Annotated in this window: 21 protein-coding genes; 12 read left to right on the top strand and 9 right to left on the bottom strand. The window is 68.9% G+C overall.

Features of this window, described 5'->3' with window-relative positions; genetic code table 11:
* Nucleotides 1-71: 71 nt before the first annotated feature.
* The 4 genes from lon to ACN5KJ_RS10585 form a co-directional block, all read right to left on the bottom strand.
* On the bottom strand, nucleotides 72-2,483 hold the full coding sequence (gene lon / locus ACN5KJ_RS10600; protein WP_418593857.1) for an endopeptidase La: 2,412 nt from the start codon (nucleotides 2,481-2,483) through the stop codon (nucleotides 72-74).
* A gap of 235 nt (nucleotides 2,484-2,718) precedes the next feature.
* On the bottom strand, nucleotides 2,719-2,883 hold the full coding sequence (locus tag ACN5KJ_RS10595; protein WP_206565353.1) for a hypothetical protein: 165 nt from the start codon (nucleotides 2,881-2,883) through the stop codon (nucleotides 2,719-2,721).
* Nucleotides 2,884-3,021: 138 nt separating this feature from the next.
* On the bottom strand, nucleotides 3,022-4,113 hold the full coding sequence (locus tag ACN5KJ_RS10590) for an alkene reductase (protein WP_418593856.1): 1,092 nt from the start codon (nucleotides 4,111-4,113) through the stop codon (nucleotides 3,022-3,024).
* A 195-nt stretch (nucleotides 4,114-4,308) separates the two neighbouring features.
* Nucleotides 4,309-5,394 (bottom strand): PA0069 family radical SAM protein, encoded by a 1,086-nt coding sequence (locus ACN5KJ_RS10585; RefSeq protein WP_418593854.1) that lies wholly within the window; start codon nucleotides 5,392-5,394, stop codon nucleotides 4,309-4,311.
* A gap of 174 nt (nucleotides 5,395-5,568) precedes the next feature.
* Between ACN5KJ_RS10585 and ACN5KJ_RS10580 the strand changes: the two genes are divergently transcribed.
* From ACN5KJ_RS10580 to ACN5KJ_RS10570, 3 genes are all read left to right on the top strand, one after another.
* The gene (locus ACN5KJ_RS10580) at nucleotides 5,569-6,273 is read left to right on the top strand and encodes a corrinoid protein (protein WP_206565356.1); all 705 of its coding nucleotides are present in this window, start codon (nucleotides 5,569-5,571) and stop codon (nucleotides 6,271-6,273) included.
* A 446-nt stretch (nucleotides 6,274-6,719) separates the two neighbouring features.
* Nucleotides 6,720-6,893, top strand: coding sequence for a hypothetical protein (locus tag ACN5KJ_RS10575; RefSeq protein ID WP_023848220.1), 174 nt, complete (start codon nucleotides 6,720-6,722; stop codon nucleotides 6,891-6,893).
* Nucleotides 6,865-7,515, top strand: a complete 651-nt coding sequence (locus tag ACN5KJ_RS10570; protein ID WP_418593852.1) for a DUF1638 domain-containing protein — start codon at nucleotides 6,865-6,867, stop codon at nucleotides 7,513-7,515. The genes ACN5KJ_RS10575 and ACN5KJ_RS10570 overlap by 29 nt, the downstream gene beginning before the upstream one ends.
* A gap of 180 nt (nucleotides 7,516-7,695) precedes the next feature.
* Here ACN5KJ_RS10570 and ACN5KJ_RS10565 read toward each other — a convergent pair whose 3' ends face one another.
* Entirely contained in the window at nucleotides 7,696-9,327 is a 1,632-nt protein-coding gene (locus ACN5KJ_RS10565) for a divergent polysaccharide deacetylase family protein (RefSeq protein WP_418593850.1), read from the bottom strand.
* 738 nt (nucleotides 9,328-10,065) lie between these two features.
* Between ACN5KJ_RS10565 and ACN5KJ_RS10560 the strand changes: the two genes are divergently transcribed.
* The 7 genes from ACN5KJ_RS10560 to lexA all read left to right on the top strand — a co-directional run bounded on the left by ACN5KJ_RS10560 (nucleotide 10,066) and on the right by lexA (nucleotide 15,674).
* Nucleotides 10,066-10,647, top strand: coding sequence for an anthranilate synthase component II (locus ACN5KJ_RS10560; RefSeq protein ID WP_418593848.1), 582 nt, complete (start codon nucleotides 10,066-10,068; stop codon nucleotides 10,645-10,647).
* Complete coding sequence (gene trpD, locus ACN5KJ_RS10555; protein WP_418593846.1) at nucleotides 10,644-11,660, top strand: anthranilate phosphoribosyltransferase; 1,017 nt, start codon at nucleotides 10,644-10,646, stop codon at nucleotides 11,658-11,660. Before ACN5KJ_RS10560 ends, trpD begins: the two co-directional genes overlap by 4 nt.
* A gap of 75 nt (nucleotides 11,661-11,735) precedes the next feature.
* Nucleotides 11,736-12,389 (top strand): uracil-DNA glycosylase, encoded by a 654-nt coding sequence (locus ACN5KJ_RS10550; RefSeq protein WP_418593844.1) that lies wholly within the window; start codon nucleotides 11,736-11,738, stop codon nucleotides 12,387-12,389.
* Nucleotides 12,390-12,392: 3 nt separating this feature from the next.
* A complete protein-coding gene (gene trpC, locus ACN5KJ_RS10545) occupies nucleotides 12,393-13,196 on the top strand; it encodes an indole-3-glycerol phosphate synthase TrpC (protein ID WP_347165015.1) in 804 nt (267 codons plus the stop codon).
* On the top strand, nucleotides 13,193-13,666 hold the full coding sequence (moaC, locus tag ACN5KJ_RS10540; protein WP_418593843.1) for a cyclic pyranopterin monophosphate synthase MoaC: 474 nt from the start codon (nucleotides 13,193-13,195) through the stop codon (nucleotides 13,664-13,666). Before trpC ends, moaC begins: the two co-directional genes overlap by 4 nt.
* Nucleotides 13,667-13,670: 4 nt before the next feature.
* Nucleotides 13,671-14,840 carry a gephyrin-like molybdotransferase Glp gene (gene glp, locus ACN5KJ_RS10535; protein ID WP_418593841.1) on the top strand — a complete coding sequence of 390 codons (1,170 nt, stop codon included), beginning with the start codon at nucleotides 13,671-13,673 and terminating at the stop codon, nucleotides 14,838-14,840.
* Nucleotides 14,841-14,978: 138 nt separating this feature from the next.
* The gene (gene lexA, locus ACN5KJ_RS10530; RefSeq protein WP_418593839.1) at nucleotides 14,979-15,674 is read left to right on the top strand and encodes a transcriptional repressor LexA; all 696 of its coding nucleotides are present in this window, start codon (nucleotides 14,979-14,981) and stop codon (nucleotides 15,672-15,674) included.
* 258 nt (nucleotides 15,675-15,932) lie between these two features.
* On the opposite strand, the gene ACN5KJ_RS10525 is transcribed toward lexA, so the two are convergent.
* Nucleotides 15,933-18,014: a ComEC/Rec2 family competence protein gene (locus ACN5KJ_RS10525; RefSeq protein ID WP_418593837.1), complete on the bottom strand. Its 2,082-nt coding sequence runs from the start codon at nucleotides 18,012-18,014 to the stop codon at nucleotides 15,933-15,935.
* 78 nt (nucleotides 18,015-18,092) lie between these two features.
* Between ACN5KJ_RS10525 and gltX the strand changes: the two genes are divergently transcribed.
* Both gltX and gltA read left to right on the top strand, forming a co-directional pair.
* On the top strand, nucleotides 18,093-19,502 hold the full coding sequence (gene gltX / locus ACN5KJ_RS10520; protein ID WP_418593835.1) for a glutamate--tRNA ligase: 1,410 nt from the start codon (nucleotides 18,093-18,095) through the stop codon (nucleotides 19,500-19,502).
* A gap of 84 nt (nucleotides 19,503-19,586) precedes the next feature.
* On the top strand, nucleotides 19,587-20,876 hold the full coding sequence (gltA, locus tag ACN5KJ_RS10515; protein ID WP_418593833.1) for a citrate synthase: 1,290 nt from the start codon (nucleotides 19,587-19,589) through the stop codon (nucleotides 20,874-20,876).
* 428 nt (nucleotides 20,877-21,304) lie between these two features.
* Here gltA and ACN5KJ_RS10510 read toward each other — a convergent pair whose 3' ends face one another.
* From ACN5KJ_RS10510 to ACN5KJ_RS10500, 3 genes are all read right to left on the bottom strand, one after another.
* Complete coding sequence (locus tag ACN5KJ_RS10510; RefSeq protein WP_347165019.1) at nucleotides 21,305-22,081, bottom strand: enoyl-CoA hydratase-related protein; 777 nt, start codon at nucleotides 22,079-22,081, stop codon at nucleotides 21,305-21,307.
* A 91-nt stretch (nucleotides 22,082-22,172) separates the two neighbouring features.
* Entirely contained in the window at nucleotides 22,173-22,661 is a 489-nt protein-coding gene (locus tag ACN5KJ_RS10505) for a cytochrome c-type biogenesis protein (protein ID WP_418593832.1), read from the bottom strand.
* On the bottom strand, nucleotides 22,658-24,625 hold the full coding sequence (locus tag ACN5KJ_RS10500; RefSeq protein WP_418593830.1) for a heme lyase CcmF/NrfE family subunit: 1,968 nt from the start codon (nucleotides 24,623-24,625) through the stop codon (nucleotides 22,658-22,660). Before ACN5KJ_RS10500 ends, ACN5KJ_RS10505 begins: the two co-directional genes overlap by 4 nt.
* Nucleotides 24,626-24,689 lie beyond the last annotated feature (64 nt).

Genomic DNA, 24,689 nt, shown 5'->3' with positions numbered 1-24,689 from the left:
GCCCCTCACGCATCACATGAAAAAGGCGCCGCAATCCCTTGCGGCGCCTTCTTTATTTGCAGTCAGGGCATTCAGTGCGCGGTTGCGCCCGCACCGGTCTCCTCGGCCTTAGCCTTGGCGGCGGCCGCGGCGGCCTCTTCGGCCTCCTCGTCCCATTCCACCGGTTCCGGCTTGCCGATCAGGGCCATGTCCAGCACCTCGGACACGTGCTTGACGGGGACGATCTTCAGCCCCTCTTTCACGTTGTCCGGGATATCGGCCAGATCCTTCTCGTTCTCTTCCGGGATGAAGACCGTGGTGATTCCCCCGCGCAGCGCCGCCAGCAGCTTTTCCTTCAGCCCGCCGATGGCGGAGGCATTGCCGCGCAGCGTCACCTCACCGGTCATGGCGATATCCTTGCGCACCGGCAGGCCGGTCAGCACGGATACGATGGCCGTGACCATGGCCAGACCCGCAGAGGGCCCGTCCTTGGGCGTGGCCCCGTCCGGCACGTGGACGTGGATGTCCCACTTGTCGAAGCGCGGCGGCTTCACCCCGATCGAGGGCGCGATGGACCGCACGTAGGACGAGGCCGCGTCGATGGACTCTTTCATCACGTCGCCCAGCTTGCCGGTGGTCTTCATCCGTCCCTTGCCCGGCAGGCGCAGCGCCTCGATCTGCAGCAGGTCGCCACCCACAGAGGTATAGGCAAGGCCGGTCACGACCCCCACCTGGCTTTCCTCTTCGGCCAGACCGTAGCGATACTTCCGCACGCCAAGGAAATCGTCGAGATTGTCCGAGGACACCGAGACCGCATCGGTCTCTTTCTTGACGATCTTGGTCACGGCCTTGCGCGCCAGCTTGGCGATCTCGCGCTCGAGGTTCCGCACGCCGGCCTCGCGGGTGTAGTACCGCACGATGTCGGTCAGCGCGTCGCCGCCAACCGAGAACTCCTTGGCCTTCAGCCCGTGCGCCTTGGTCTGCTTGTCCAGCAGGTGGCGCTTGGCGATCTCGATCTTCTCGTCCTCGGTGTAGCCCGAAAGCGGGATGATCTCCATCCGGTCAAGCAGCGGCCCCGGCATGTTGTAGCTGTTCGAAGTGGTCACGAACATCACGTTCGACAGGTCGTATTCCACTTCGAGATAGTGGTCCACGAAGGTCGAGTTCTGTTCGGGATCAAGCACTTCCAGCATGGCCGAGGCCGGGTCGCCACGGAAGTCCTGCCCCATCTTGTCGATCTCGTCGAGCAGGATGAGCGGGTTCGTGGTCTTGGCCTTCTTCAGCGCCTGGATGATCTTGCCGGGCATCGAGCCGATGTAGGTCCGGCGGTGGCCGCGGATCTCGGATTCATCGCGCACGCCACCCAGCGAGATGCGGATGAACTCGCGTCCCGTGGCCTTGGCCATAGACTTGCCAAGCGAGGTCTTGCCGACGCCCGGAGGGCCGACAAGGCAGAGGATCGGGCCCTTCAGCTTCTGCGACCGCGCCTGCACGGCCAGATACTCGACGATCCGCTCTTTCACCTTCTCAAGCGAATAGTGATCGGCATCGAGGATCTCCTGCGCCTTGTTCAGGTCCTTCTTGACGCGGCTCTTGGTGCCCCACGGAATAGACAGCATCCAGTCGAGGTAGTTGCGCACCACCGTCGCCTCGGCGCTCATCGGGCTCATGTTCTTGAGCTTCTTAAGCTCGGCGTCGGCCTTTTCGCGCGCCTCTTTCGACAGCTTGGTGTTGGCGATTTTCTCTTCCAGCTCGGCCACTTCGCCTTCGCCGTCCTCGCCATCGCCCAGCTCTTTCTGAATGGCCTTCATCTGCTCATTCAGGTAGTATTCGCGCTGGGTCTTCTCCATCTGCGTCTTGACGCGGGTCTTGATCTTCTTCTCGACATTCAGGACCGACATTTCGCCCTGCATCAGGCCGTAGACCTTCTCCAGCCGTTCGGAAATCGCCAGCGTTTCAAGCAGGTCCTGCTTTTGCTGCACCTCGATGCCAAGGTGTCCGGCCACCAGATCGGCCAGTTGCGCAGGCTCCTGCGCGCCACCGACGGCGGCCAACGCCTCTTCGGGGATGTTCTTCTTGACCTTGGCGTAACGCTCGAACTCTTCGGCCACGGTATGCACCAGCGCCTCGATGGCGGCGGTGTCGCCGGGCATCTCGGTCAGGTACTCGGCCCGGGCCTCGAAGAAATTCTCGTTTTCAAGGTATTCGGTGATGCGCACGCGCGCCTGCCCCTCGACCAGCACCTTGACGGTGCCGTCGGGCAGTTTGAGCAGTTGCAGCACGTTGGCCAGCACGCCGGCCTTGTAGATGCCCTTGGGATCGGGATCGTCCTCGGAGGCGTCCATCTGGCTGGCAAGCAGGATCTGCTTGTCGTCGTTCATCACCTCTTCGAGGGCGCGCACCGATCTGTCGCGCCCCACGAAGAGCGGCACGATCATATGCGGGAAGACGACGATGTCGCGCAGCGGCAGCACCGGGTACGAGGGGTTCAGAGGCTGTTTCATGCTCGCGTTTCCTGGTTATTGGCAAGACGGTCGGACCCCGCGTCGCGGCAGCCGTGGACCGTCTCCGGTCATGAGGAATGAAGGTGGGGTGTTTTTAACGGTTTTTCAACCGAAGTCCCTTGGCCTTCCGGGCAGTTTGGCGTGCCCCGGGGGGCGGCGCAAGCGCGGATTGGGAACAATCCACAGCAGGTTTCGCGGCATCCTGCGGCGGGAACGCCTGCGCCCCGGACCCAGCTCAGGCCTTGTCGTCCTTGGCCTGCGCGGCCTTCATGCGCGCCAGCAGATCGGCCTTGTCGGCCTTGCCGCCCCGCGCGTCCTTGCCCGCGGGGCGGGTCTTGTTGCCGTCGAAGCGCGGGGCGCCCTTGGCGGGCTTGGCGCCGCCGGATTTTCCGTAGTTCATGGGAGACTCTCCTGGGGTGATCGACCGAAGATAAACACCGCGCGCGTCCGGGGCAATCGCTGACCTGCCCCGACCCGCCGGAAATCCCCGGCTTCCATGTCGCGCGCGGGACAGCACCCCGCGCGCATCCCAGGGCCGTCAGGCGGGTTCTTCCTGCATGGTCGGATAATCGGTATAGCCCTCGCGGCCACCGCCGTAGTAGGTCGCCGGATCGCCTTCGTTCAACGCCGCCCCGGCCTTCAGGCGCGCGGCGAGGTCCGGGTTGGCGATATAGGGCCGCCCGAAGGCCACGAGGTCGGCATGCCCGCCCGAAACGGCATCCAGCGCCATCTGCCGGTCATAGCCGTTGTTGACCATCCATGCCCCGTCGAAACGCGCCTTCAGCGCGTCCAGGTCAACGCCTTCGGGCAGATCGCGCGCGCCGCCGGTCTGGCCCTCGATCAGGTGCAGATAGGCAAGCCCCCGCCCCGAGACGAAATCGACGAGGAACTCCCCCAAAGCCTTGGGGTCGCTGTCCGTGGCGCCATTGGCCCCCGAATAGGGCGAGATCCGCAGCCCCACATGCGCCGCGTCCCATGCCCCGGTCACCGCATCCAGCACCTGCCCCAGCAGGCGGGCGCGGTTCTCGAAGGAACCGCCATAGGCGTCGGTGCGGGTGTTGGTTCCATCCTTCAGGAACTGGTCCAGCAGGTAGCCGTTGGCGCCATGCACCTCGACCCCGTCAAAGCCTGCCTCGCGGGCGTTGCGGGTGGCCTGGGCAAAGGCCTCGACGATGCGCGGCAGCTCTTCCGCCTCCAGCGCGCGGGGTTCAGAGACCGCGACCATCTGCGCGCCGTCGAAGGTCTGCACCCCTTCGGCCCGGATCGCCGAGGGCGCCACCGGCGCCTTGCCGTCCTCTTGCAAAGATGTGTGGCTGATGCGGCCCACGTGCCAAAGCTGGATGACGATCCTGCCACCGGCCTCGTGCACCGCGTCGGTGACCTTCTTCCAGCCCGCGATCTGTTCGGCGCTGTGGATGCCCGGCGTCCAGGCATAGCCCTTGCCCTCGGGGGTGATCTGGCTGGCCTCGGTGACGATCAGGCCCGCCCCGGCGCGCTGCCGGTAGTAATCGACGTGCATGTCAGAGGGCGCGTCGCCGTCGAAGGCACGATTGCGGGTCAGCGGGGCCATGACCACGCGGTTCTTCAGGTCGATGGCGCCCAGCTTGAGGGGGTCGAACAGGGTCGACATGGCGCTCTCCTTTCGGTTTTGAACGTTGCGGGAAAAGATATGCATCGCCGCGCCCATGCCAAGCGAAGACCGGTCGGGCAGGCCTCCACAGCCTCTGTGCGCAGATGCGCGGGAACCGGCGAGGCGTCCGAAGGAGCCACGCCGCGACGACCGGCGCGTCGGGCGAAGCAGGGGCATGGCAAAGGCCACGGTGCCCTAGAAAAGCGCGGGCTGCTCGGCGGTTCCCAGCGGCGGGCGGAACAGGTCGCAGCGCAGGTCCGGCTGCCTGCGGTCCAGCCCCAGCGCCCGGCTGGCGCGCCTGAACCGCTGGGCAATGATCTCGGCATAGGGCCCCTCGCCCCGCATCCGGTGGAACCACCTGGCGGAATAGACCTCTCCGCCATGCATGGCGCGCAGGTGGTTCATGATCCGCGCGGCGCGGTCCGGGTAATGTTCCGCCAGCCAGTCCTGCCAAAGCAGGGCCACCTCCAGCGGCAGGCGCAGCATGATCCAGCTTGCCGCATCCGCCCCGGCCTCGGCGCCCGCCTTCAGGATCGCCTCGATCTCGGGGTCGGTGAGCGCCGGCACCACCGGAGAGACCATGATCCGCACCGGAATGCCCGCCCCGGTCAGGCGGCGGATCGTCTCCAGCCGCCTGCGGGGCGCCGGCACACGCGGCTCCATCCGGCGGCTGAGCGTGGCGTCCAGCGTGGTGACCGACAGGCCCACACGCACCAGACCGCGCGCCGCCATGGGCGCAAGGATGTCGATGTCACGCTCGACCAGCGTGCCCTTGGTGACGATGCCGACCGGGTGGCCGAAATCCGACAGCACCTTCAGGCAGGCGCGCATGATGCCGCGCTCTTTCTCGATCGGCTGGTAGGGGTCGGTGTTGGTGCCGATGGCCAGCGGCGCGACGGCATAGCCCCGGCGCCGCAACTTGCGATCAAGCACTGCGGGCGCCTCTGGCCGGGCAACCAGCCGGGTCTCGAAATCCAGCCCCGGCGACAGGCCCAGCCAGGCATGCGAGGGCCGGGCAAAGCAGTAGATGCAGCCGTGTTCGCAGCCGCGATAGGGGTTCAGCGTGCGGTCGAAGGGAATATCCGGGGACCGCACGTAGTTGATGACCGACCGGGGCCGTTCCTCGGTCACGGTGGTGCGCAGGGCGGCCTGCTCTTCGGGGATGTCCCAGCCATCGTGTTCGTCGTGGCGGCTGTGCACCTCGTAGCGGCCGCTGTCACGGCGCGCCGCACCCCGACCGGGGCGAAGATCGGGCGATACGGGGCGGGCGGGCGCGGACATGCCGCCACAACAGAACATTAAGCGAACATTCGCAATCCGCATGGCAGAGTGTCGCCACAGGTCGGTCCCGCCTTCCCGCGTGTCGCAATCCGCCAACTGCCCGGCGGCGGGAAAGACGATTAATCGCAGGAAGATCGACCCCTGAAGGGGGGCCAGGCTCAGGGAAAGCGCGCCATGTCCGACGAAGAAGACGACATCATCCTCAGCGAACTCGACGACGAGGAGCTTGTGCAGCAGATGTTCGACGACCTCTACGACGGTCTCAAGGAAGAGATCGAAGAGGGCGTGAACATCCTGCTCGAACGCGGCTGGGAACCCTACCGCGTCCTGACAGAGGCGCTGGTGGGCGGCATGACCATCGTCGGCCGCGACTTCCGCGACGGCATCCTCTTTGTCCCCGAGGTGCTGCTGGCGGCCAATGCGATGAAGGGCGGCATGGCCATCCTCAAGCCGCTTCTGGCCGAAACCGGCGCCCCGCGCATGGGCAAGATGGTCATCGGCACGGTCAAGGGCGACATCCACGACATCGGCAAGAACCTCGTGTCGATGATGATGGAGGGCGCGGGTTTCGAGGTGGTCGATCTGGGCATCAACAACCCGGTCGAGAAATACCTGGATGCGATCCGCGCCGAAGAGGCGGATATCCTCGGCATGTCGGCGCTGCTGACCACGACGATGCCCTACATGAAGGTAGTGATCGACGCGATGGTCGAACAGGGCATCCGCGACGACTATATCGTGCTGGTCGGCGGCGCGCCGCTGAACGAAGAATTCGGCAAGGCCATCGGCGCCGATGCCTATTGCCGCGACGCCGCCGTGGCGGTGGAAACGGCGAAGGACTTCATCAGCCGCAGGCACAACCAGATGTCGGCGGGCTGAGCGCCCCAGTCTGCCGCAACCGGCACGGGACGCGCCAAACCGGCTGCCCCCGGGGTGATCGCCCTGCACCGCCCCACCACCAGCCAGGACAGCCGTGCGCGGCCCCTGCCCGCCCCACCGGCGGCACGCCGCCGCCCGCGCGGCCACCCGGGGTCCGGCGGCGGCAGGGCTGCCTTGTCCCGCATCCTCGGCAAGCGGCCCTCGGCAAGCAGTTCCGAGGGCACGGCGCGCAGCGCCCTGCAGGAAGCCTGCACACCAGGCCGGCCGCCAGCGCGCGCAGGCCCGCGCCCGGCGCGGCCCCGCCGCTCACCGCCACCGTCCACCGCCTAAATTTGCGGCACATGGGCAAGTTTCCGTGACCCTGCGCCCAAACACCGCGTGCCGGGGCAATTGGGGTTTTTCTTCCCCAGGATTTGCCACATATTGTTCAGAGAGAGGAGACCGTTATGCCTGTGACGTTTTTCGCCCTGCTGATCCTCGCGGTTCTTGCCGCCGCCGCCCTGACCGTCTGGGCGCTGTCCTCGTGGGGTCTGCTGACGGTGATCCCCGTTCTGCTCGCGCTTGCGCTGCTCGCCCGCTGGGGCCTTGCGCATGTGCCCTATGACGACCCCCACCCCTGACGACGCCGCGCTGACGCGGGCGGGGCTGGCGCCCTCGGGCCGGGGGCGCGTCCTGCTGATCGCCTGCGGCGCGCTGGCGCGCGAAATCCTCGACCTGAAGCGGCTGAACGGCTGGGATCACCTCGACCTGACCTGCCTGCCCGCGATCCTGCACAACCACCCCGAGCGGATCACCGATGCGGTCCGCACGGTGGTGGCACGACATCGCGAGGCCTACGACCGCCTCTGCATCGTCTACGCCGATTGCGGCACCGGCGGCGCGCTGCAGGCCGCCTGCGCCGATCTGGGCGTCGAAATGATCGCCGGCCCGCATTGCTATGCCTTCTTCGACGGGCTGGCCCGGTTCGAGGCGCGCGACGAGGTCACGGCTTTCTACCTCACCGATTTCCTGGCGCGACAGTTCGATGCCTTCGTCTGGGGGCCGCTCGGGCTCGACCGCCACCCCGAACTGCGCGACCTGTATTTCGGCAACTACGAGCGGCTCGTCTACCTCGCCCAGACCGACGACCCGGCCCTGACCGAAAAGGCCCGCGCCAGCGCCGACCGGCTGGGCCTGGCCTTCGAGCGGCGCTTCACCGGCTACGGCGACCTGGCCCGCGCCATAGAAGCCTGGGCCCTCTGAGCGGACCGCCCGGCAGTCCGCCCCATACCCCGGCCCGCCCCACCAGTCCCGCGCCCCCAGGGCCCCCTCCTTCTTTGGTCCCGAAATACCTCGGAGAGCGCGAGAGGCAGCGCCTCTCGCAGGGCCGCGCAGCGGGCCTTGCCCCGAACCGGTCTCGCGCGGCCAAGAAATCTCCCGCGATCACTCCACCGCGCGCAGCGATTCCGCCAGCACCGTCGAGACCGGCACCAGCGTGATGGTCGAGCCGCGATCCTGCAGCCCCCAGAGCACCAGCGCCGAGACCGTATCGGCGCGCAGGCGGCCCACCATGACCACAGCGCCCTCCTGCCGGGCGCGGAAGGCGGCCTGGTCGAAGATGCGCCGGATCACATTGGCCGACTGGCCCTCTGCGTCGAAGTCCCGGAACAGCGAGGCCGAGGGCACGCCCTCTTTCAGCGCCAGTTTCTGCGTGGTGTTCAGCCCCTTCGGCACCATGACCAGCCCGTGACCGGAGGCCAGCAGGTAGTCCGTCGTCTGCGCCGCCACGTCGCGGTCGGCCTGAAGGCTGCCAGCGCTGTCCTCCAGCACCGCCACCGCCTGCGGCACGGCGTCCAGGGCACCGGCAAGGGCGGTCTCCACGTCCGAGGGCAAGGCCCCCGCCGGCACCGCGCCCACCGCCATGACCTCGAAGCCGAGCGCGCGATAGCCCGCCGCCGCCCTCTGCGGGTCCGGGTGGCCCGGCGCGATGGCGAAGGTCACGGGAAAGGGGAAGCTCTCCAGCGCCTCGGGCCCCAGCGGGCCCGACCCGTCGTCGATCAGCACAACCGCCATGCGCGGCACCCCGGCGGGGGCCTCGAAGGCGGCGGCGTTGCGGACCAGCGGGCTGTCCCCGGGCAGGGCCGCAAGGGCGGAGGGCGCGGTTTCCGGCGCATCCGGCTGCACCTCCGGGGCCTCGGGCGCATCGGCGGCGATGCTGGGCAGGCGGTTCTGCTGCACAGCGGGCGCGCGGTTCGACACCAGCGACCCGGCGCGGGTCTGCAGGCGGCCCTGCTCCGCGTCCGCCGCTGTCTCGGGGTCTTCCTCGGCAGTTTCCGGTGCGTCTCCGGCGACGTCGGGGCCGTCCTCGACACTCTCCGGCGCGTCGGTCAAGGCTTCGGGGGCGTCCTTCGCACGCTCCGTCCCCTCTCTCACGGCCTCGGCACCACCCTCCGCACTCACTGGCGCACCGGTCAGAGCCCCGGGGTTTTCCGCCGCAGTCCCCGGCGCGTCGGCCCGCGCCCCGGGGCCTTCTTGCACGGGCTTCGGCGGCAGGCCGGGATCGGCAGAGACCTGCGGCTCGGCCTCGGGGTCCGGGGCACCCGGGCTGGCCTGCGGCGCGGCGCCCTGGCCCGGCGGCGAAACCGGCTCGACCGGTGTCAGCCCGGCAAGCTCCAGCGTCTCCGCCCCCTCCGCCCCGGCGGCGGGCGGCGCCTCGGGGGTGTCCCCGACCGCAGGGTCGGCGGGTGGAGCCGTCCCCGCCCCGTCCGGCGCCGCATCGTCGGCCCCGGGGTCCGGGACGCCCGCCGGTGCGCCGGATCGGGCCACCTCCGTCAGCAGCTCGGGTGCGGGCGCCGGCCCCTCTTCGGGCTCTGCCGGGGCAAGGCTCAGGTCGACGCCCCGGTCTCCGGCCTGAACGGTGATCTCGACCCGGTCCGGCACCCGCGCCACCGGATCGGGCGCCGCCTCTGCCAGGGGCTGCGCCGCCGCCTCCCCCGGACGCGGATCTCCGGGCCGGGCCCCGGCGGCAGCACCGGGTGCCGCACTGGCCTCTGGTGCGGCAAGGCTGCCCGGCACCTCGGTACCGGCCTCCGGAGCGGGTCCGTCTGTCTCCGCGCCCTGCCCTGCGGGTCCATCCGGGGCAGAACGATCCGGGACCGGCGCCTCACCTTCCTCCGGCGCCAGATCCGTCCCGGCGGCGGTCACCGGGTCCGCACCCCCGTCATCCTCCGCGCCCTCCCCCGCCGGTTCCCCGGCGGCGACATCCGCATCTGTAACGCCCGTGTCAGGGCCAGCCGCCCCATCCCCGGCAGCGGCGCCATCCGCAGCCCCATCGTCAGCACCGGCACCGGGATCGGCGCCAACCTCCGCCCCCCTGGCCGCCGGGCCACTCGTTGCGTCCGGACGCCCGGCGCCGAATGCCCCCCCCGTTCCGGTCAAGGGCTCCCCGACAGCGGCGCCATCCGCAGCCCCATCGGCAGGGCGGCCCCCGGGATCGGCGGCGACCTCCGTCCCCGTGGCCGCCGGGCCGCTCGTTGCATCCAGACTTGTCCGGGAGGGAAACCCGGTCTCGGCCACCGGCCCCGTCATCACCGACAGACCTGCGGCGCCGCCCACTGCCACAACCCCGCCCCAGATCGCTCCGATCACAAAACCCTTGGCCATGCCGCCTGTCTCCGCCCTTGTCGCGCCTCGTCTCTTCGGCGGTCCGTGCCCGCCCCGCCTCTGGTGTCGGGGCCTTGACGCCATGCCGCCTGCCTGCGCATGTATACCGCGACCAAGACCCCTCCCGCCAGCCCCGAGAGACGGATTCCCATGCTTCTGCTGATAGATAACTACGACAGCTTCACCTATAACCTCGTCCATTACCTCGGCGAGCTCGGGGCTGACGTGCAGGTCTGGCGGAACGACGCGCTGGACGTGCAGCAGGCGATGGCGATGAAGCCCGCGGGGATCGTGCTGTCGCCGGGCCCCTGCGACCCGGATCGCGCGGGCATCTGCCTTGCGCTGACGCAGGCGGCGGCAGAGACACGCACGCCGCTTCTGGGCGTCTGCCTCGGCCACCAGACCGTCGGTCAGGCCTTCGGCGGCACGGTGGTGCGCCATGACGAGATCGTGCACGGCAAGATGGGCGAGATCCATCACGGCGGCAAAAGCGTCTTTCGCGGCCTGCCCTCGCCGCTGCAGGCGACGCGCTACCATTCGCTGGTGGTGCGGCGCAGCGACCTGCCCGAGGCGCTGGAGGTCACCGCAGAGCTTGCGGACGGCACCATCATGGGGCTGGCGCATCGTGACCTGCCGATCCACGGCGTGCAGTTCCACCCCGAGAGCATCCGCTCGGAACACGGCCACGCCATGCTGCAAAACTTCCTCGACGACCTGAAGGTGCCGGCATGAGCGACGACCTGCGCCCGCTGATCGGCAAGGCCGCCGACCGCCCGCTGTCCCGCGCCGAGGCCGAAGAGGCCTTCGGCATCCTCTTCGAGGGACAGGCCACCCCCGCCCAGATCGGCGGCCTGCTGATGGCCATGCGCACGCGCGGCGAGACGGTGGACGAATATGCCGCCGCCGCCGCGGTCATGCGGTCCAAGTGTAACCCGGTGAAGGCGCCCGCGGGCGCCATGGACATCGTCGGCACCGGTGGCGACGGCAAGGGCACGCTGAACATCTCGACCGCCACGGCCTTCGTCGTCGCGGGCGCGGGCGTGCCGGTGGCCAAGCACGGCAACCGCAACCTCTCGTCAAAATCCGGCGCGGCGGATGCGCTGGCGCAGATGGGCATTCAGGTCATGGTCGGCCCGGATGTGGTCGAGAAGGCGCTGGCCGAGGTCGGCATCTGCTTCATGATGGCGCCGATGCACCATCCCGCCATGGCCCATGTCGGCCCGGTCCGGGCCGAGCTTGGCACCCGGACGATCTTCAACATCCTCGGGCCGCTGACCAATCCGGCGGGCGTGAAGCGCCAGCTGACCGGCGCCTTCTCGCGCGATCTGATCCGGCCCATGGCGGAAACGCTGGCGCGGCTGGGGTCGGAACGGGCCTGGCTGGTGCATGGCTCGGACGGCACCGATGAGCTGACGATCACCGGGATCTCCTGGGTCGCGGCGCTGGAAGAGGACGGCATGATCCGCGAGGTCGAGATCCACCCCGAGGACGCGGGCCTGCCGGTGCATCCCTTCGAGGCCATCGTCGGTGGCACGCCCGAGGAAAACGGCCGCGCCTTCCGCGCCCTGCTGGGCGGCGAGGCCGGGGCCTACCGCGACGCGGTGCTGCTGAACGCCGCCGCCGCGCTGGTGATCGCGGGCCGCGCCGCCGATCTGCGCGAGGGCACGGCCAAGGCCCGCGAGAGCATCGACAGCGGCGCCGCGCTGGCGCGCGTCGAGGCTCTGGCCAAGGCCACCTCCGCCTGATGGGGCGCAAAAGTCTTCGAAGACTTTTTCGAATTCCATCCATGGAATTTCCCAGCGCCCGCCGGAGAGCCTGACATGACCACGCTGCCGCCACCGCCCGCCGCCTGGGCGCATCTGCCGTTCTTCGCAGGCGCCTATCCGGCCATCGCGGAGCGGCTGAAGGACGCCCCTGACGTCCTGCCGCCCGCCCATCAGGTCTTTGCCGCGCTGGAGGCCTGCCCACCCGATGCGACCCGTGTCGTGATCCTCGGGCAGGACCCCTACCCCACGCCGGGCCATGCACATGGCCTTGCCTTCTCGGTCGAGCCGGACGTCCGCCCGCTGCCCCGGTCGCTGACCAATATCTTCAAGGAAATGACCGACGACCTCGGCGCCTGCCCGCCCGACGGCGACCTGCGGTTCTGGGCCCGGCAGGGTGTGCTGCTGCTGAACACCGCGCTCACCGTGCCCGCCGGACAGGCCGGGGGCCATGCCCGCCTTGGCTGGACCACCTTGACGCAGGAGGTGCTGGAGGCGCTGAACGACGCCCCCCGCGCCTATATCCTCTGGGGCCGCCATGCGCAGGGCTTCGCGCCGCGCCTGACCCACCCGGACACGCTGATCCTGCAATCCGCCCACCCCTCGCCGCTGTCCGCCCGGCGAGGCTTTTTCGGCTCGCGCCCCTTTTCGCGGGTGAACGACTGGCTTATTGCCAGAGGCGAGACCCCGATCGACTGGACGAGAGGCTAGACCATGACCGCGACCATCCTCGACAAGATCAAGGCCTACAAGCTGGAGGAGGTGGCCGCCGACAAGGCCACCCGACCCATGGCCGCCGTCGAAGAGGCCGCGCGCCACGCCGACCCGGTGCGCCCCTTCGCGCTGGCCTTGCGCGAGGCCGCGCAGACCGGCTATGGCCTGATCGCCGAGGTCAAGAAGGCCTCCCCCTCCAAGGGGCTGATCCGCGCCGATTTCGAACCCGCCGCGCTGGCCAGCGCCTATGAGGCCGGCGGCGCGACCTGCCTGTCGGTGCTGACAGACACGCCCAGCTTTCAGGGCGCCAAGGGCTACCTGACCGCCGCGCGGCTGGCGACCGGCCTGCCCGCGCTGCGCAAGGACTTCATGTATGACCCCTACCAGGTGGCCGAAGCGCGCAGCCTTGGTGCCGACTGCATCCTGATCATCATGGCCAGCGTGTCCGACGCGCAGGCCGCCGAGCTGGAAGCCTGTGCCTTCGACTGGGGCATGGACGCGCTGATCGAGGTGCATGACCGGGCCGAGCTGGACCGCGCGCTGGCGCTGCGCTCGCCGCTGATCGGGGTGAACAACCGCAATCTCAAGACCTTCGAACTGACGCTCGACACCACGCGCGAACTGTCGAAGGCCGTGCCCGACGACCGCTTCCTCGTCTGCGAATCCGGGCTGCACACGCCCGCCGACCTCGCCGACATGGCCGGCCACGGTGCCCGCGCCTTCCTGATCGGCGAAAGCCTGATGCGGCAGGACGACGTGGCCCAGGCCACGCGGACCCTGCTCGCCGACCCGGTGCCGGCATGAGCGGGCTGTCGCATTTCGACGATCAGGGCAACGCCCATATGGTCGACGTCTCGGACAAGGCGGTGACGGCGCGCATCGCCACCGCCGAGGGCTGGGTGCGCATGGCGCCCGAGACCTTCGCGATGATCACCGAGGGGCGCGCCAAGAAGGGCGACGTCATCGGCATCGCGCGGCTGGCGGGCATCATGGGTGCCAAGAAGACGTCCGAGCTGATCCCGCTGTGCCATCCGCTGCCGATCACCAAGGTCTCGGTCGACCTGACGGCCGACCCGGCGCTGCCGGGCCTCCGGCTCGCGGCCACCGTCAAGACCACCGGCCAGACGGGCGTCGAGATGGAGGCGCTGACCGCCGTATCCACCGCTGCGCTGACCGTCTACGACATGGTCAAGGCAGTGGACAAGGCGATGGAGATCGGCGGCATCCGCGTCACCCTGAAGGACGGCGGCAAGTCGGGCCGCTACGAGGCCTGAGCCCATGATCACCGTCACCGAAGCCCTCGACCGCCTCTTTGCCCTTGCCACGCCGCTGGCGCCGGAAACCGTGCCGCTGGCGCAGGCCGCGGGCCGGGTGCTGGCGCGCGAGGCGACCGCGCGGCGCGACCAGCCGCCCTTTCCGGCCTCGGCCATGGACGGCTATGCCGTCGCTGACGCCGCCGCCGGAGACAGCCTGACGGTGATCGGCGAAAGCGCCGCGGGCCATGGCTTTGCCGGGTCTGTCGGCCCGGGCCAGGCGGTCCGCATCTTCACCGGCGCCCCGGTGCCCGAGGGCGCGACCCGCGTGGTGATCCAGGAGGATACGACCCGCGACGGCGACCGCATCACGCTGCAGGCCAACCTCGACGCGCCGACCCATATCCGGCCCGCCGGGTCCGACTTCCGGGCCGGTGCCGCGATCCCGGCGCCGCGCCGCTTGTCGCCCTCCGACATCGCGCTGCTGGCCTCGATGAACATCGCCGAGGTCGCGGTGACCCGGCAGCCGCGCGTCGCGCTGATCTCGACCGGGGACGAGTTGGTTATGCCCGGCGAAGACCCCGGCCCCGACCAGATCATCGTCTCGAACACCTTCGGCCTTGCCGCCCTGCTGCAGGACCTCGGCGCCCTGCCCCGGATGCTGCCCATCGCGCGCGACAACCGCGAGGCCCTGCGCTCGGTCTTCGGGCTGGTCGACGACGCCGACCTGGTGATCACCATTGGCGGCGCCTCGGTGGGCGACCACGATCTGGTGGCACCGGTGCTGGCGGAACTGGGCATGGAACAGGCCTTCCACAAGGTGGCCATGCGCCCCGGCAAGCCGCTGATGTCCGGCCGTTTCGGCAAGGCCACGATGATCGGCCTGCCCGGCAACCCGGTCTCGGCCATGGTCTGCGGCCATGTCTTCGTGGCCCCGGTGATCCGCGCCCTGCTGGGCCTTGGCGCCGCGCCCGCGCCCCGGCGCACCGCGCCCCTGGCGGAGCCGCTGGCGGCCAATGGCCCGCGCGAACACTACATGCGCGCGACCCTGGGGCCTGACGGGATCACCGCGCAGGGCCGGCAGGATTCCAGCCTGCTGAGCATCCTCGGCCAGTCCGACGCGCTGCTGGTCCGCCCGGTTCGCGATCCCGCCCGCGCCGCAGGCGAGATGGTAGAATACCTGCCCTTCGGCTGAGGCCCGGCGCGAAAACGCATCCATGCGTTTTTCAAATGTCTTCGAAGACATTTGCCCGCCCGCAATGCGGCGACCGCCCCTGTTGACACAAAACAGGAACACCCATAGAACAAAAAGTAACAGACATGGGGTAAACGGATGCTGACCAAGAAACAGCTGGACCTTCTCGGCTTCATCAACAAGCGCATGCAGCGCGACGGGGTTCCGCCCAGTTTCGACGAGATGAAGGATGCGCTGAACCTGCGCTCCAAATCCGGCATCCACCGGCTGATCACCGCGCTGGAAGAGCGCGGCTTCATCCGCCGCCTCGCGCATCGCGCCCGGGCCATCGAGATCGTCAAGCTGCCGGAAAGCCTTGGCGGCCAGCCGGCGGGCTTCAACCCGCGCGTAATCGACGGCGACCGGCCCGACAGCCAGCCTGCGCGGGCCATGGAACTAGCCAACCTCGACGTCAGCGAACTGCCCATCGTCGGCCGCATCGCCGCCGGCCAGCCGATCGAGGCGATCAACGACCCGGCTCCCGGCATCGCCGTTCCCGGGCAGATGGTGCGCAGTCAGGGCCGTCACTACGCGCTGGAGGTCCGGGGCGATTCCATGATCGACGCCGGGATCAACGACGGCGACGTGGTGGTGATCCGCGAAACCTCCGAGGCCTCGGAGGGCGACATCGTGGTCGCGCAGATCGAGGGCTACGAGGCGACGCTGAAGCGCTTCCGCCGCAAGGGCGAGATGATCGTGCTCGAAGCCGCCAACCCGGCCTACGAGCCGCGCGTCCTGCCCCGGGGCGCGGTCAGCGTGCAGGGCCGCCTCGTCGGCCTGATCCGCACCTACTGAGCGCTCCGCGACCGAATGCGCCCGCCCCTGCCCGATAACGGCGCAGGCGGGCGTCCCTTGCGTTTTCGGGCGGCGTTCCCGGTTTAACAGCCCCTGACCCGACGGCTCTGCATCCGGGGTGATCCACGTCCAAGGCGCCGGTCACGGGCCGGTGTCGTCGCGAGCCACTGTCCAGGGCATCCTGTTGCGGCGTTCCCGGTTTCATGGCCTCTGGCCCGACCGCTCTGCATCCGGGGTGATCCAAGGCAAAGGCCCCGGTCACGGGCCAGTGTCGGCGCGGGCAACCGTCCGGGGTATCCTGTTGCGGCGCGCCGGGCTCCACAGCCTCTGGCCCGACAGCTCTGCATCGGTGACAAAGCGCGGCCCCTCGGCCCCCAGCCAGATCGCCACAGAGCCGCTGTCGCGCAGGCGGGCCGGGTCGAAGACCCGGCAGCCGCCGCGCAGCGCGAGGTCCGTGGAAGACACCACCACCTGCGCCGCGCCGCAGCCATCAAGCTGGGCGGCGGCGCGTTTGCCCTGAACGTGCAGGATCGTCAGATCCGCCACCTGCGCCACGGCCAACCGGTCGGCGCGCGCACCGGGCCACAGCGCCGCCGCGCTGTCCTGCGTGCCGCCGCGACCGTCGTTTTCCAGCCATGTCCCGGCGATGAAGCCCGAGCCCCGGTCGCGCGACAGCCCCCGCCCGGCATCGGTCATCACGCCCACCAGCGTCCCGCTGTCGGCGATCAGCACGGCGGGCCTCTCGCTTTGCACCCAAAGCAGGGCTCCGGCGGCCATCGGCGCCAGTCCGGCGATCCGCGCCCGGCCCCGCCAGAGGCACAGCACCAGCCCGCCAAGGGCGATCAGCGGCAGGGCCCAGGGCATCGGCGCCACCACCGGGCGGGTCGCGCCCTGCCACCCGGCGACCATCCGGGCGACGCCGAGGATCCAGTCCAGCCCCAGCGCCATGACGGCCAGCGCCAGCCCGTCGAGGCCGAAGGGCATGAGCAGCGCCGCGACCACCGCCATCGGCACCACCAGCACCCCCATGACCGGGACCGAGATCAGGTTGGCCAGCAGCCCGTATTGCGCCATCTGGTTGAAATGCGCCATGCCGACCGGCCCGGTCGCGGCACCCGCCACCGCAGACGACACGACGACCGAGACCACCGGCGCCAGCCATTTCGGCATGCGGCGGCGGCGCTGTATCTGGCTGAAGCGCTCGAAGACCGCGACCAGCGCCGTGGTCGCCGCAAAGGACATCTGAAAGCCGGGGCCCAGCAGCGCCTCGGGCCGCAGCGCCAGCACCACCAGCGCGGCGATGGCGACGCTGCGCAGGCTTATGGCGCGCCGGTCCAGCATTGTCGCGCAAAGCGCGGCGGCGGCCATGATGAAAGCGCGTTCGGTCGCGACATTGCCGCCCGAGAGCGCAAGATAGCCCGCCGCCGCCAGCAAGGCGCCCGCCGCCGCCAGCTTCTTGACCGGCCAGCGGTGGCGGCTGACCGGGTGTACAAGCAGGCCCAGCCGCAGGGCAGCAAAGACGAAGCCCGCCAGCAGCCCCATGTGCAGGCCCGAGATCGCCAACAGATGCGCAAGGTTCGAGTCGCGCAGCGCCTGAAGCGTGTCCTGCCCCATGCCCGCACGGTCGCCGGTCATGATGGCGGCGGCGAAGGCGCCGGTTTCCCCCGGCAGCGCCGCCTGCACCCGGGCCGACAGCCACATGCGGATCTTGGCGACCGGCAGACCCGCGCCCGGCGGCTCCAGCAGCAGGACCGGGTTGCGCGTGTATCCCACCGCCCCCAGCCCGAGGAACCACGAATGCCGCCGGAAGTCGAAACCACCCGGCTCGACCGCGCCGCCGGGTGGTGAAAGATGGCCGGTCAGGATCACCGTGGCACCCGGTTCCGGCGTCAGCCAGTCCTGCCTGCCATGCATCGACACGCGGACGCGGGCGGGCGTCTCGGCGGGGGCCATACGCTCCAGTACCACGCGGTCCAGCGTCAGGCGCACCGCGTCCGAGGCAGAGCGGTCGATCGCCACGATCCGCCCCTCGACCGCGCCGTAATAGCGGAAGTCCAGCACCGGCCCCGCCACCTGATGCGCGCGTCCCCCCGCCAGTGCGAATCCCAGCGACACCAGCGCGACACCCGCCAGAAGCGGACCAAGGCACGGCCCCGCTCGACGCTGCCCCAGCCCCGCCAGCGAGACCGCCGCGGCGGCCCAGAGCAACCAGACCGGAGGCTCGACGCGCAGGCCGAAATACAGCGCGATCCCGCAGGCCATGGCCACCGGCGCCCATGGAAACAGGTGCCCGCGCTGTCCCGGCAGGGCCTGACGGATCGTCGAGAGGGCGCCACCCATGCTTGCCCCGGAAAATCTGGCTGGTTACAGAGCATCAACTCTACCCATCGCCCCGTTAGGAAAAGGTTAACCACGCTCATGTCCGAGGTCGTCACCCGCTTCGCCCCGTCCCCCACCGGCTACCTGCACATCGGCGGCGCCCGCACGGCGCTGTTCAACTGGCTTTACGCCCGGGGCCGCGGCGGCAAGTTCCTGCTGCGGATCGAGGACACCGACCGCGCCCGGTCCACCCCCGAGGCAACAGAGGCCATCCTGCGCGGCCTCGATTGGCTGGGCCTCGACCATGACGGCGAGGTGATCAGCCAGTTCGACCGCGCCGATCGCCACGCCGAGGTGGCGCATGACCTGCTCGCCAAGGGCGCCGCCTACAAGTGCTTCTCGACGCAGGAAGAGATCGAGGCCTTCCGCGAGGCGGCCCGGGCCGAGGGCAAATCCACCCTGTTCCAGAGCCCCTGGCGCGACGCCGACCCCACGACGCACCCGGACGCGCCCTTCGTGGTGCGCCTGAAGACCGCGCAGGAGGGTGCGACCGTCATCGAGGACGAGGTGCAGGGCAGTGTCACCATCCGCAACGACCAGCTGGACGACATGGTGCTGCTGCGCTCGGACGGCACGCCGGTCTACATGCTGGCGGTGGTCGTGGACGACCACGACATGGGCGTGACCCATGTGATCCGGGGCGACGACCACCTGAACAACGCCGCGCGCCAGATGGGCATCTATGCCGCGATGGGCTGGCCGCTGCCGGTCTACGCGCATATCCCGCTGATCCACGGCGCCGACGGCAAGAAGCTGTCGAAGCGCCATGGCGCGCTTGGCGCGGACGAATACCAGAAGATGGGCTACCCGGCGGCGGGCATGCGCAACTACCTCGCGCGGCTGGGGTGGAGCCACGGCGACGACGAGTTCTTTACCGACGCGCAGGCAAAAGAGTGGTTCGGGCTGGACGGAATCGGCAAATCCCCCGCCCGCTTCGACCTGAAGAAACTGGAAAATCTCTGCGGCCAGCATATCGCGGTGGCGGAGGATGCCGGCCTCTTGCGAGAGCTGGAGGAATTCCTTGCCGCAACCGCACAAAATCCTTTGACGGAGACGCAAAGACAGGGAATGCTGCGCGCAATGTTCTGCCTGAAGGAAAGGGCCAAGACCTTCCCGGAACTCCTTGATAAGGCTCAATTCGTCCTGACAGAAACCCCCGTCGTTCCCGACGAGAAGGCGGCGAAGGCGCTGGATGCGGTATCCCGTGGTATACTGTCTGCGTTGACGCCGCACCTGCAAAATGCTAGCTGGGCGCGTGACGACCTGGAGGCGGTTCTGAACCGCTTTGCCGAGGATCAGGGCACCAAATTCGGCAAGCTTGCAGGTCCGATGCGGGCGGCGCTGGCGGGCCGCAGTGCCACGCCCTCGGTTTTCGACATGATGCTGGTGCTTGGCCGCGAGGAGACGATCCGGCGCCTGGACCGGGCCGCAACCGCAGAGATGGGCTGATACCCGTGCGCGACGGCCGTGTGAATTCAATCGGCAGGGCCGTCCCGGCCCCGCTTTTTCGTATACCTAGAGGGATGACAAAGCATGGCTGAAAAGAACGCGACACTCACCATCGGAAATCAAAGCTACGACCTGCCGATCCACTCGCCGACCGCCGGTCCGGACGTCATCGACATCCGCAAGCTCTACGGTCAGGCCAATGTCTTCACCTACGACCCCGGCTTCACCTCGACCGCGTCCTGCGACTCGACCATCACCTTCATCGACGGTGAAAAGGGCGAGCTGCTGCACCGCGGCTACCCGATCGACCAGCTGGCCTCGAAGTCGCATTACCTCGAGGTCTGCTTCCTGCTGCTTTACGGCTACCTGCCCAAGGCCGAAGAGCTGGAGAAGTTCGAAAGCACGATCACCCGTCACACGATGATCCACGAGCAGATGCACAACTTCTTCCGGGGCTTCCGCCGGGATGCGCATCCGATGGCGGTCATGGTGGGTGTGGTCGGCGCGATGGCGGCCTTCTACCACGATTCGACCGATATCGCCGACCCGCTGCAGCGCGAGATCGCCTCGCACCGCCTGATCGCCAAGATGCCGACGATCGCGGCCATGGCCTACAAGTATTCAATCGGTCAGCCCTTCGTCTATCCGCGCAACGATCTGGATTACGCGGCGAACTTCCTGCACATGTGCTTCAGCGTGCCGGCCGAGGAATATACCGTCGACCCGATCCTTGCCCGTGCCATGGACCGGATCTTCACCCTGCACGCCGACCACGAGCAGAACGCCTCGACCTCGACCGTGCGCCTGGCCTCGTCCTCGGGTGCCAACCCCTTCGCCTGCATCGCAGCCGGCATCGCCTGCCTCTGGGGTCCCGCCCATGGCGGCGCCAACCAGGCCTGCCTGGAGATGCTGAAGGAAATCGGCGATCCCGAGAACATCCCCGAGTACATCGCCCGCGCCAAGGACAAGAGCGACCCCTTCCGCCTGATGGGCTTCGGCCACCGGGTCTACAAGAACTTCGACCCGCGCGCGAAGGTGATGAAGCAGTCAGCCGACGAGGTGCTTGACCTTCTGGGTGTCGAGAACAACCCGATCCTCGCCACCGCGAAAGAGCTGGAAAAGCAGGCCGTTGCCGATCCCTACTTCGCCGAGAAGAAGCTGTTCCCGAACGTCGACTTCTATTCCGGCATCATCCTCGAGGCGATGGGCTTCCCGACCTCGATGTTCACGCCGATCTTCGCGCTGTCGCGCACCGTCGGCTGGATCAGCCAGTGGAAAGAGATGCTGAACGATCCGCAGAACAAGATCGGTCGTCCGCGCCAGCTGTACCTTGGCGAGACCGAGCGGGACTACGTGGATATCGAGAACCGCTGACACCCGCGTTACGCGAATCATGGGGCCGGTCGCCGGAAGCGACCGGCCCCATTTCTTTTTCGAGCCGCACGGCAACCGCCACGCGGGACCGGGGTGACCGCACCCGCTGGGCACGCCCGCGTCGCATGCGCCGCGTCTTCATCAAGCCGCTGGCGCCTTGAACCGATGGCACGCGGATCTGGCGGATCGGACCGCGCCTTTTAAGGCTGCCTGGCGGTTTCGGGTAAGGCCTGGCGTTTTCCGAAGCATCCATGCGCCCCGCTGCCCCGGGCGGGGCCTACCGCGACCGGCGCCGCCGGTCAGCGCAGGCGGGCCCGTGCAGGCAGGTCCGTGCAGGCCGCCCCCTTTTGTCCGCCGGACTGTCGCGCCAGCGACCGGCGCCATAGTCCGGCGGGCGCCCGGTCAGGCCTGAACCGGCGCGTCGCCGGTCAGCGGCCCTCGTAGACCGCCGGGCGCTTCTCCATGAAGGCGACGACGCCTTCCTTGAAGTCGCGGGTCTTGCCGCATTCACCCTGAAGCTTCGACTCGACGGCCAGCTGCGCCTGCAGATCGTTGTCGAAGGAGGCGCGCATCGCCTGTTTCACCCGGGCATAGGCGGCGGTCGGCCCCTTGGCCAGATGTGCCGCCCGCGCCGCGATGTGCCCGGCAAAGGCCTCGTCCGCGACCGCTTCCCAGATCAGGCCCCAGTCGTCCGCCTGCTTGGCGGTAATCTTCTCGGCAAACAGCGCGGCGCCCATGGCCTTGGCCAGCCCCATCTGGCGCGGCAGGAACCACGTGCCGCCCGCGTCCGGGATCAGGCCGATGCGGGTGAAGGCCTGAAGGAAGAAGGCGCTTTCGGTGGCGATGACCACATCCGCCGACAGCGCAAGGTTGGCCCCTGCCCCGGCGGCGGCGCCGTTCACGGCACTGATCGTCGGCACCGGGCAGTCGAAGATGGCCCGCAGCATCGGCACGTATTCGTCGCGCAGCGTGCGCTCCAGATCGAGGTTCGCGACGTTCGCCCGGTCGCCCAGATCCTGCCCCGAGCAAAAGGCCCGCCCCGCCCCGGTCAGCACCACGACCCGCGCCTCGCGCCCGCCGGTGGTGACCGCATCGGTAATCTCGGCCCGCATCTGGGTGTTGAGCGCGTTCATCACCTCGGGGCGGTTCAGGGTCACCGTGGCGACGTCGTTTTCCACCGCGTAGGTGATCATCTCGTACTGCATTCAAGCGGCCTCCCGTTGTCTCGCGGGCATGAAACACCGCGCACGGGGGAATGGCAAAGCGAAACGCGGCGTCACGGGCCGCTGGCCCCTGTCAGCCCTTCAGCAGCTCTTCGAGCCGTTTGCGTTCCGCCTCGTTCAGCCCCTCTTCGGCAAGGGGCTGCGCGCTGGCCCGGCGGCGCAGGTAAAGCACCGCCACCATCAGCGCGGCGAGGAAGAGCAAGGGACCGGCAGCCCAGAGCAGCCAGTTCCAGCCGCCGGTTGTGGGCCGCAGAAGCACGAACTCGCCGTAGCGGGCCACGATGAAATCGACCGCCTCTTCGTTGCTGTCACCGGCCACCAGCCGCTCGCGCACCAGCAGGCGCAGGTCGCGGGCCAGAGAGGCGTTGCTTTCGTCGATGCTTTCGTTCTGGCAGACGAGGCAGCGCAGGCCCGCGCTGATGTCGCGGGCGCGCGCTTCCAGCGCCGGATCGTCCAGCACCTCGTCGGGCTGGACCGCCAGCGCAACCGTGGCGACCAGCGCGAAAAGCGCGGCAAGGATGGCGGACGGGGTGCCCCGCCAGGGGCGCAGCAGCCGGGTCATTCCGCGGGCACCCCCTGCACCGGGGCGCTCTTGCGGGCGCCTGCGGCAACACGGTAGCGGCGGTCCGAGAGGCTGAGAAACCCGCCGAGCGCCATCAGGATGGAGCCGCCCCAGATCCAGTTGGCCAGCGGCTTGATATAGGTCCGCATGACCCAGCCGCCGTCCTGCTGCGGATCGCCGATCACCACGTAGACATCACGCAGGAAGCGGTAGTCGATGGCCGCCTCGGTCGTGGGCATCTGCGCCACCGGGTAGTTGCGCTTTTCCGGATGCAGTGTCGCGATCTCGCGGCCCGCCTGCATCAGCGTGACGGTGGCCATGGTCGAATTGTAGTTCGGCCCCTGCACCCGCTGCACGTCATCCAGCCGCAGCGTGAAGCCGCCCACGTCGTAGGATTCGCCCAGCTGGGCGACGCGGATGTCCTCTTGTTGCCAGGCCATCAGCCCGGCAACGCCCAGCATGGTGATGCCAAGCCCGCTATGCGCCACCGCCTTGCCCCATTCGGCACGCGGCAGGCGCAGCAGCCGCGACAGGTCGCGCGTCTGGCCGGTGCGCCCGATCAGGTCGGTCACCGCGCCCGTCACCAGCCAGGTGCCAAGGAAGACACCGACCGGCCCCATCAGCGAGCGCCCGGTCTGCATCGCCCAGACCAGCCCCGCCAGCGCCACCGCCAGTCCGAAGGCCGGTGCCAGCTGCCGCAGCACGCGGCCCGGCTTTGCCCGCTTCCAGCTGAGCATCGCGGCCACCGGCAGGACGATGCCAAGCACCACCATGAAGGGCGTGAAGGCCATGTTGAAGAAGGGCGGTCCGACCGAGAGCTTCCGGTCGAAGGCCATCTCGGCCACCAGCGGCCAGATCGTGCCGACGAAGACCACCAGCGACGAGACCGCCAGCAGGATGTTGTTCAGCACCAGCCCGCTTTCGCGGCTGACGACGCCGAAGACACCCTTGGCTTCCATCGTCTGCGCCCGCGCGGCGAAGAGGGTCAGCGCGCCGCCGGTGAAGAAGACCAGGATCATCAGGATGAACATGCCCCGCTCGGGGTCGTTGGCGAAGGCATGAACCGAGGTCAGCACACCCGAGCGCACGATAAAGGTGCCGATCAGCGAGAAGCCGAAGGCGAGGATCGCCAGCAGCACGGTCCAGCTTTTCAGCGCCTCGCGTTTCTCGACCACGATGGCAGAATGCAGCAGCGCGGCGGCGAAGAGCCACGGCATGAAGGACGCGTTCTCGACCGGGTCCCAGAACCAGAAGCCGCCCCAGCCGAGCTCGTAGTAGGCCCACCACGATCCCAGCGCGATGCCGATGGTCAGGAAGACCCAAGAGACCAGCGTCCAGGGCCGGACCCAGCGGCCCCATGCGGCGTCCACCCGGCCCTCGATCAGCGCGGCGACCGCAAAGCTGAAGCAGATCGAAAGGCCCACGTAGCCGAGGTAGAGGAAGGGCGGATGGAAGGCGAGGCCCGGGTCCTGCAAGAGCGGGTTCAGGTCCTGCCCGTCGAAGGGCGGCTCGCCCAGCCGCATGAAGGGGTTCGAGGTAAAGAGGATAAAGGCGTAGAAGGCCGCCGCGACCGAGGATTGCACCGCCAGAACGCGCGCCCGCAGCGTCGGCGGCAGGTTGCCCCCGAACCAGGCCGCCATGGCGCCGAACAGCGCGAGGATCAGCACCCAAAACAGCATCGACCCCTCGTGATTCCCCCAGACGCCCGAGATCTTGTAGATCATCGGCTTGGCGGAATGGCTGTTCAGCACCACCAGTCGAAGCGAGAAATCCGAGGTCACGAAGGCATAGGTCAGCGCCGCGAAGCTGGCCGCGACCAGCAGGAATTGCGCCGTGGCCGCCGGTTCTGCCACGGCCATCCAGCCGGGCCAGCGTTTGTGCGCGCCGATCAGGGGCACAACCATCTGCACGATGGAGACGAGAAAGGCGAGGACAAGCGCGAAATGGCCGAGTTCTGTGATCATGCCCCGGTTATAGGCCGCACGGACGAACGCGCCAATCACCGAATGGTCGCGGCGCCGATCACTT

It is taken from the genome of Ponticoccus sp. (in: a-proteobacteria) (assembly GCF_048381735.1).
The sequence above is the reverse complement of the archived record's forward strand: the minus strand, read 5'-3'. Positions and strand labels throughout refer to the sequence as shown.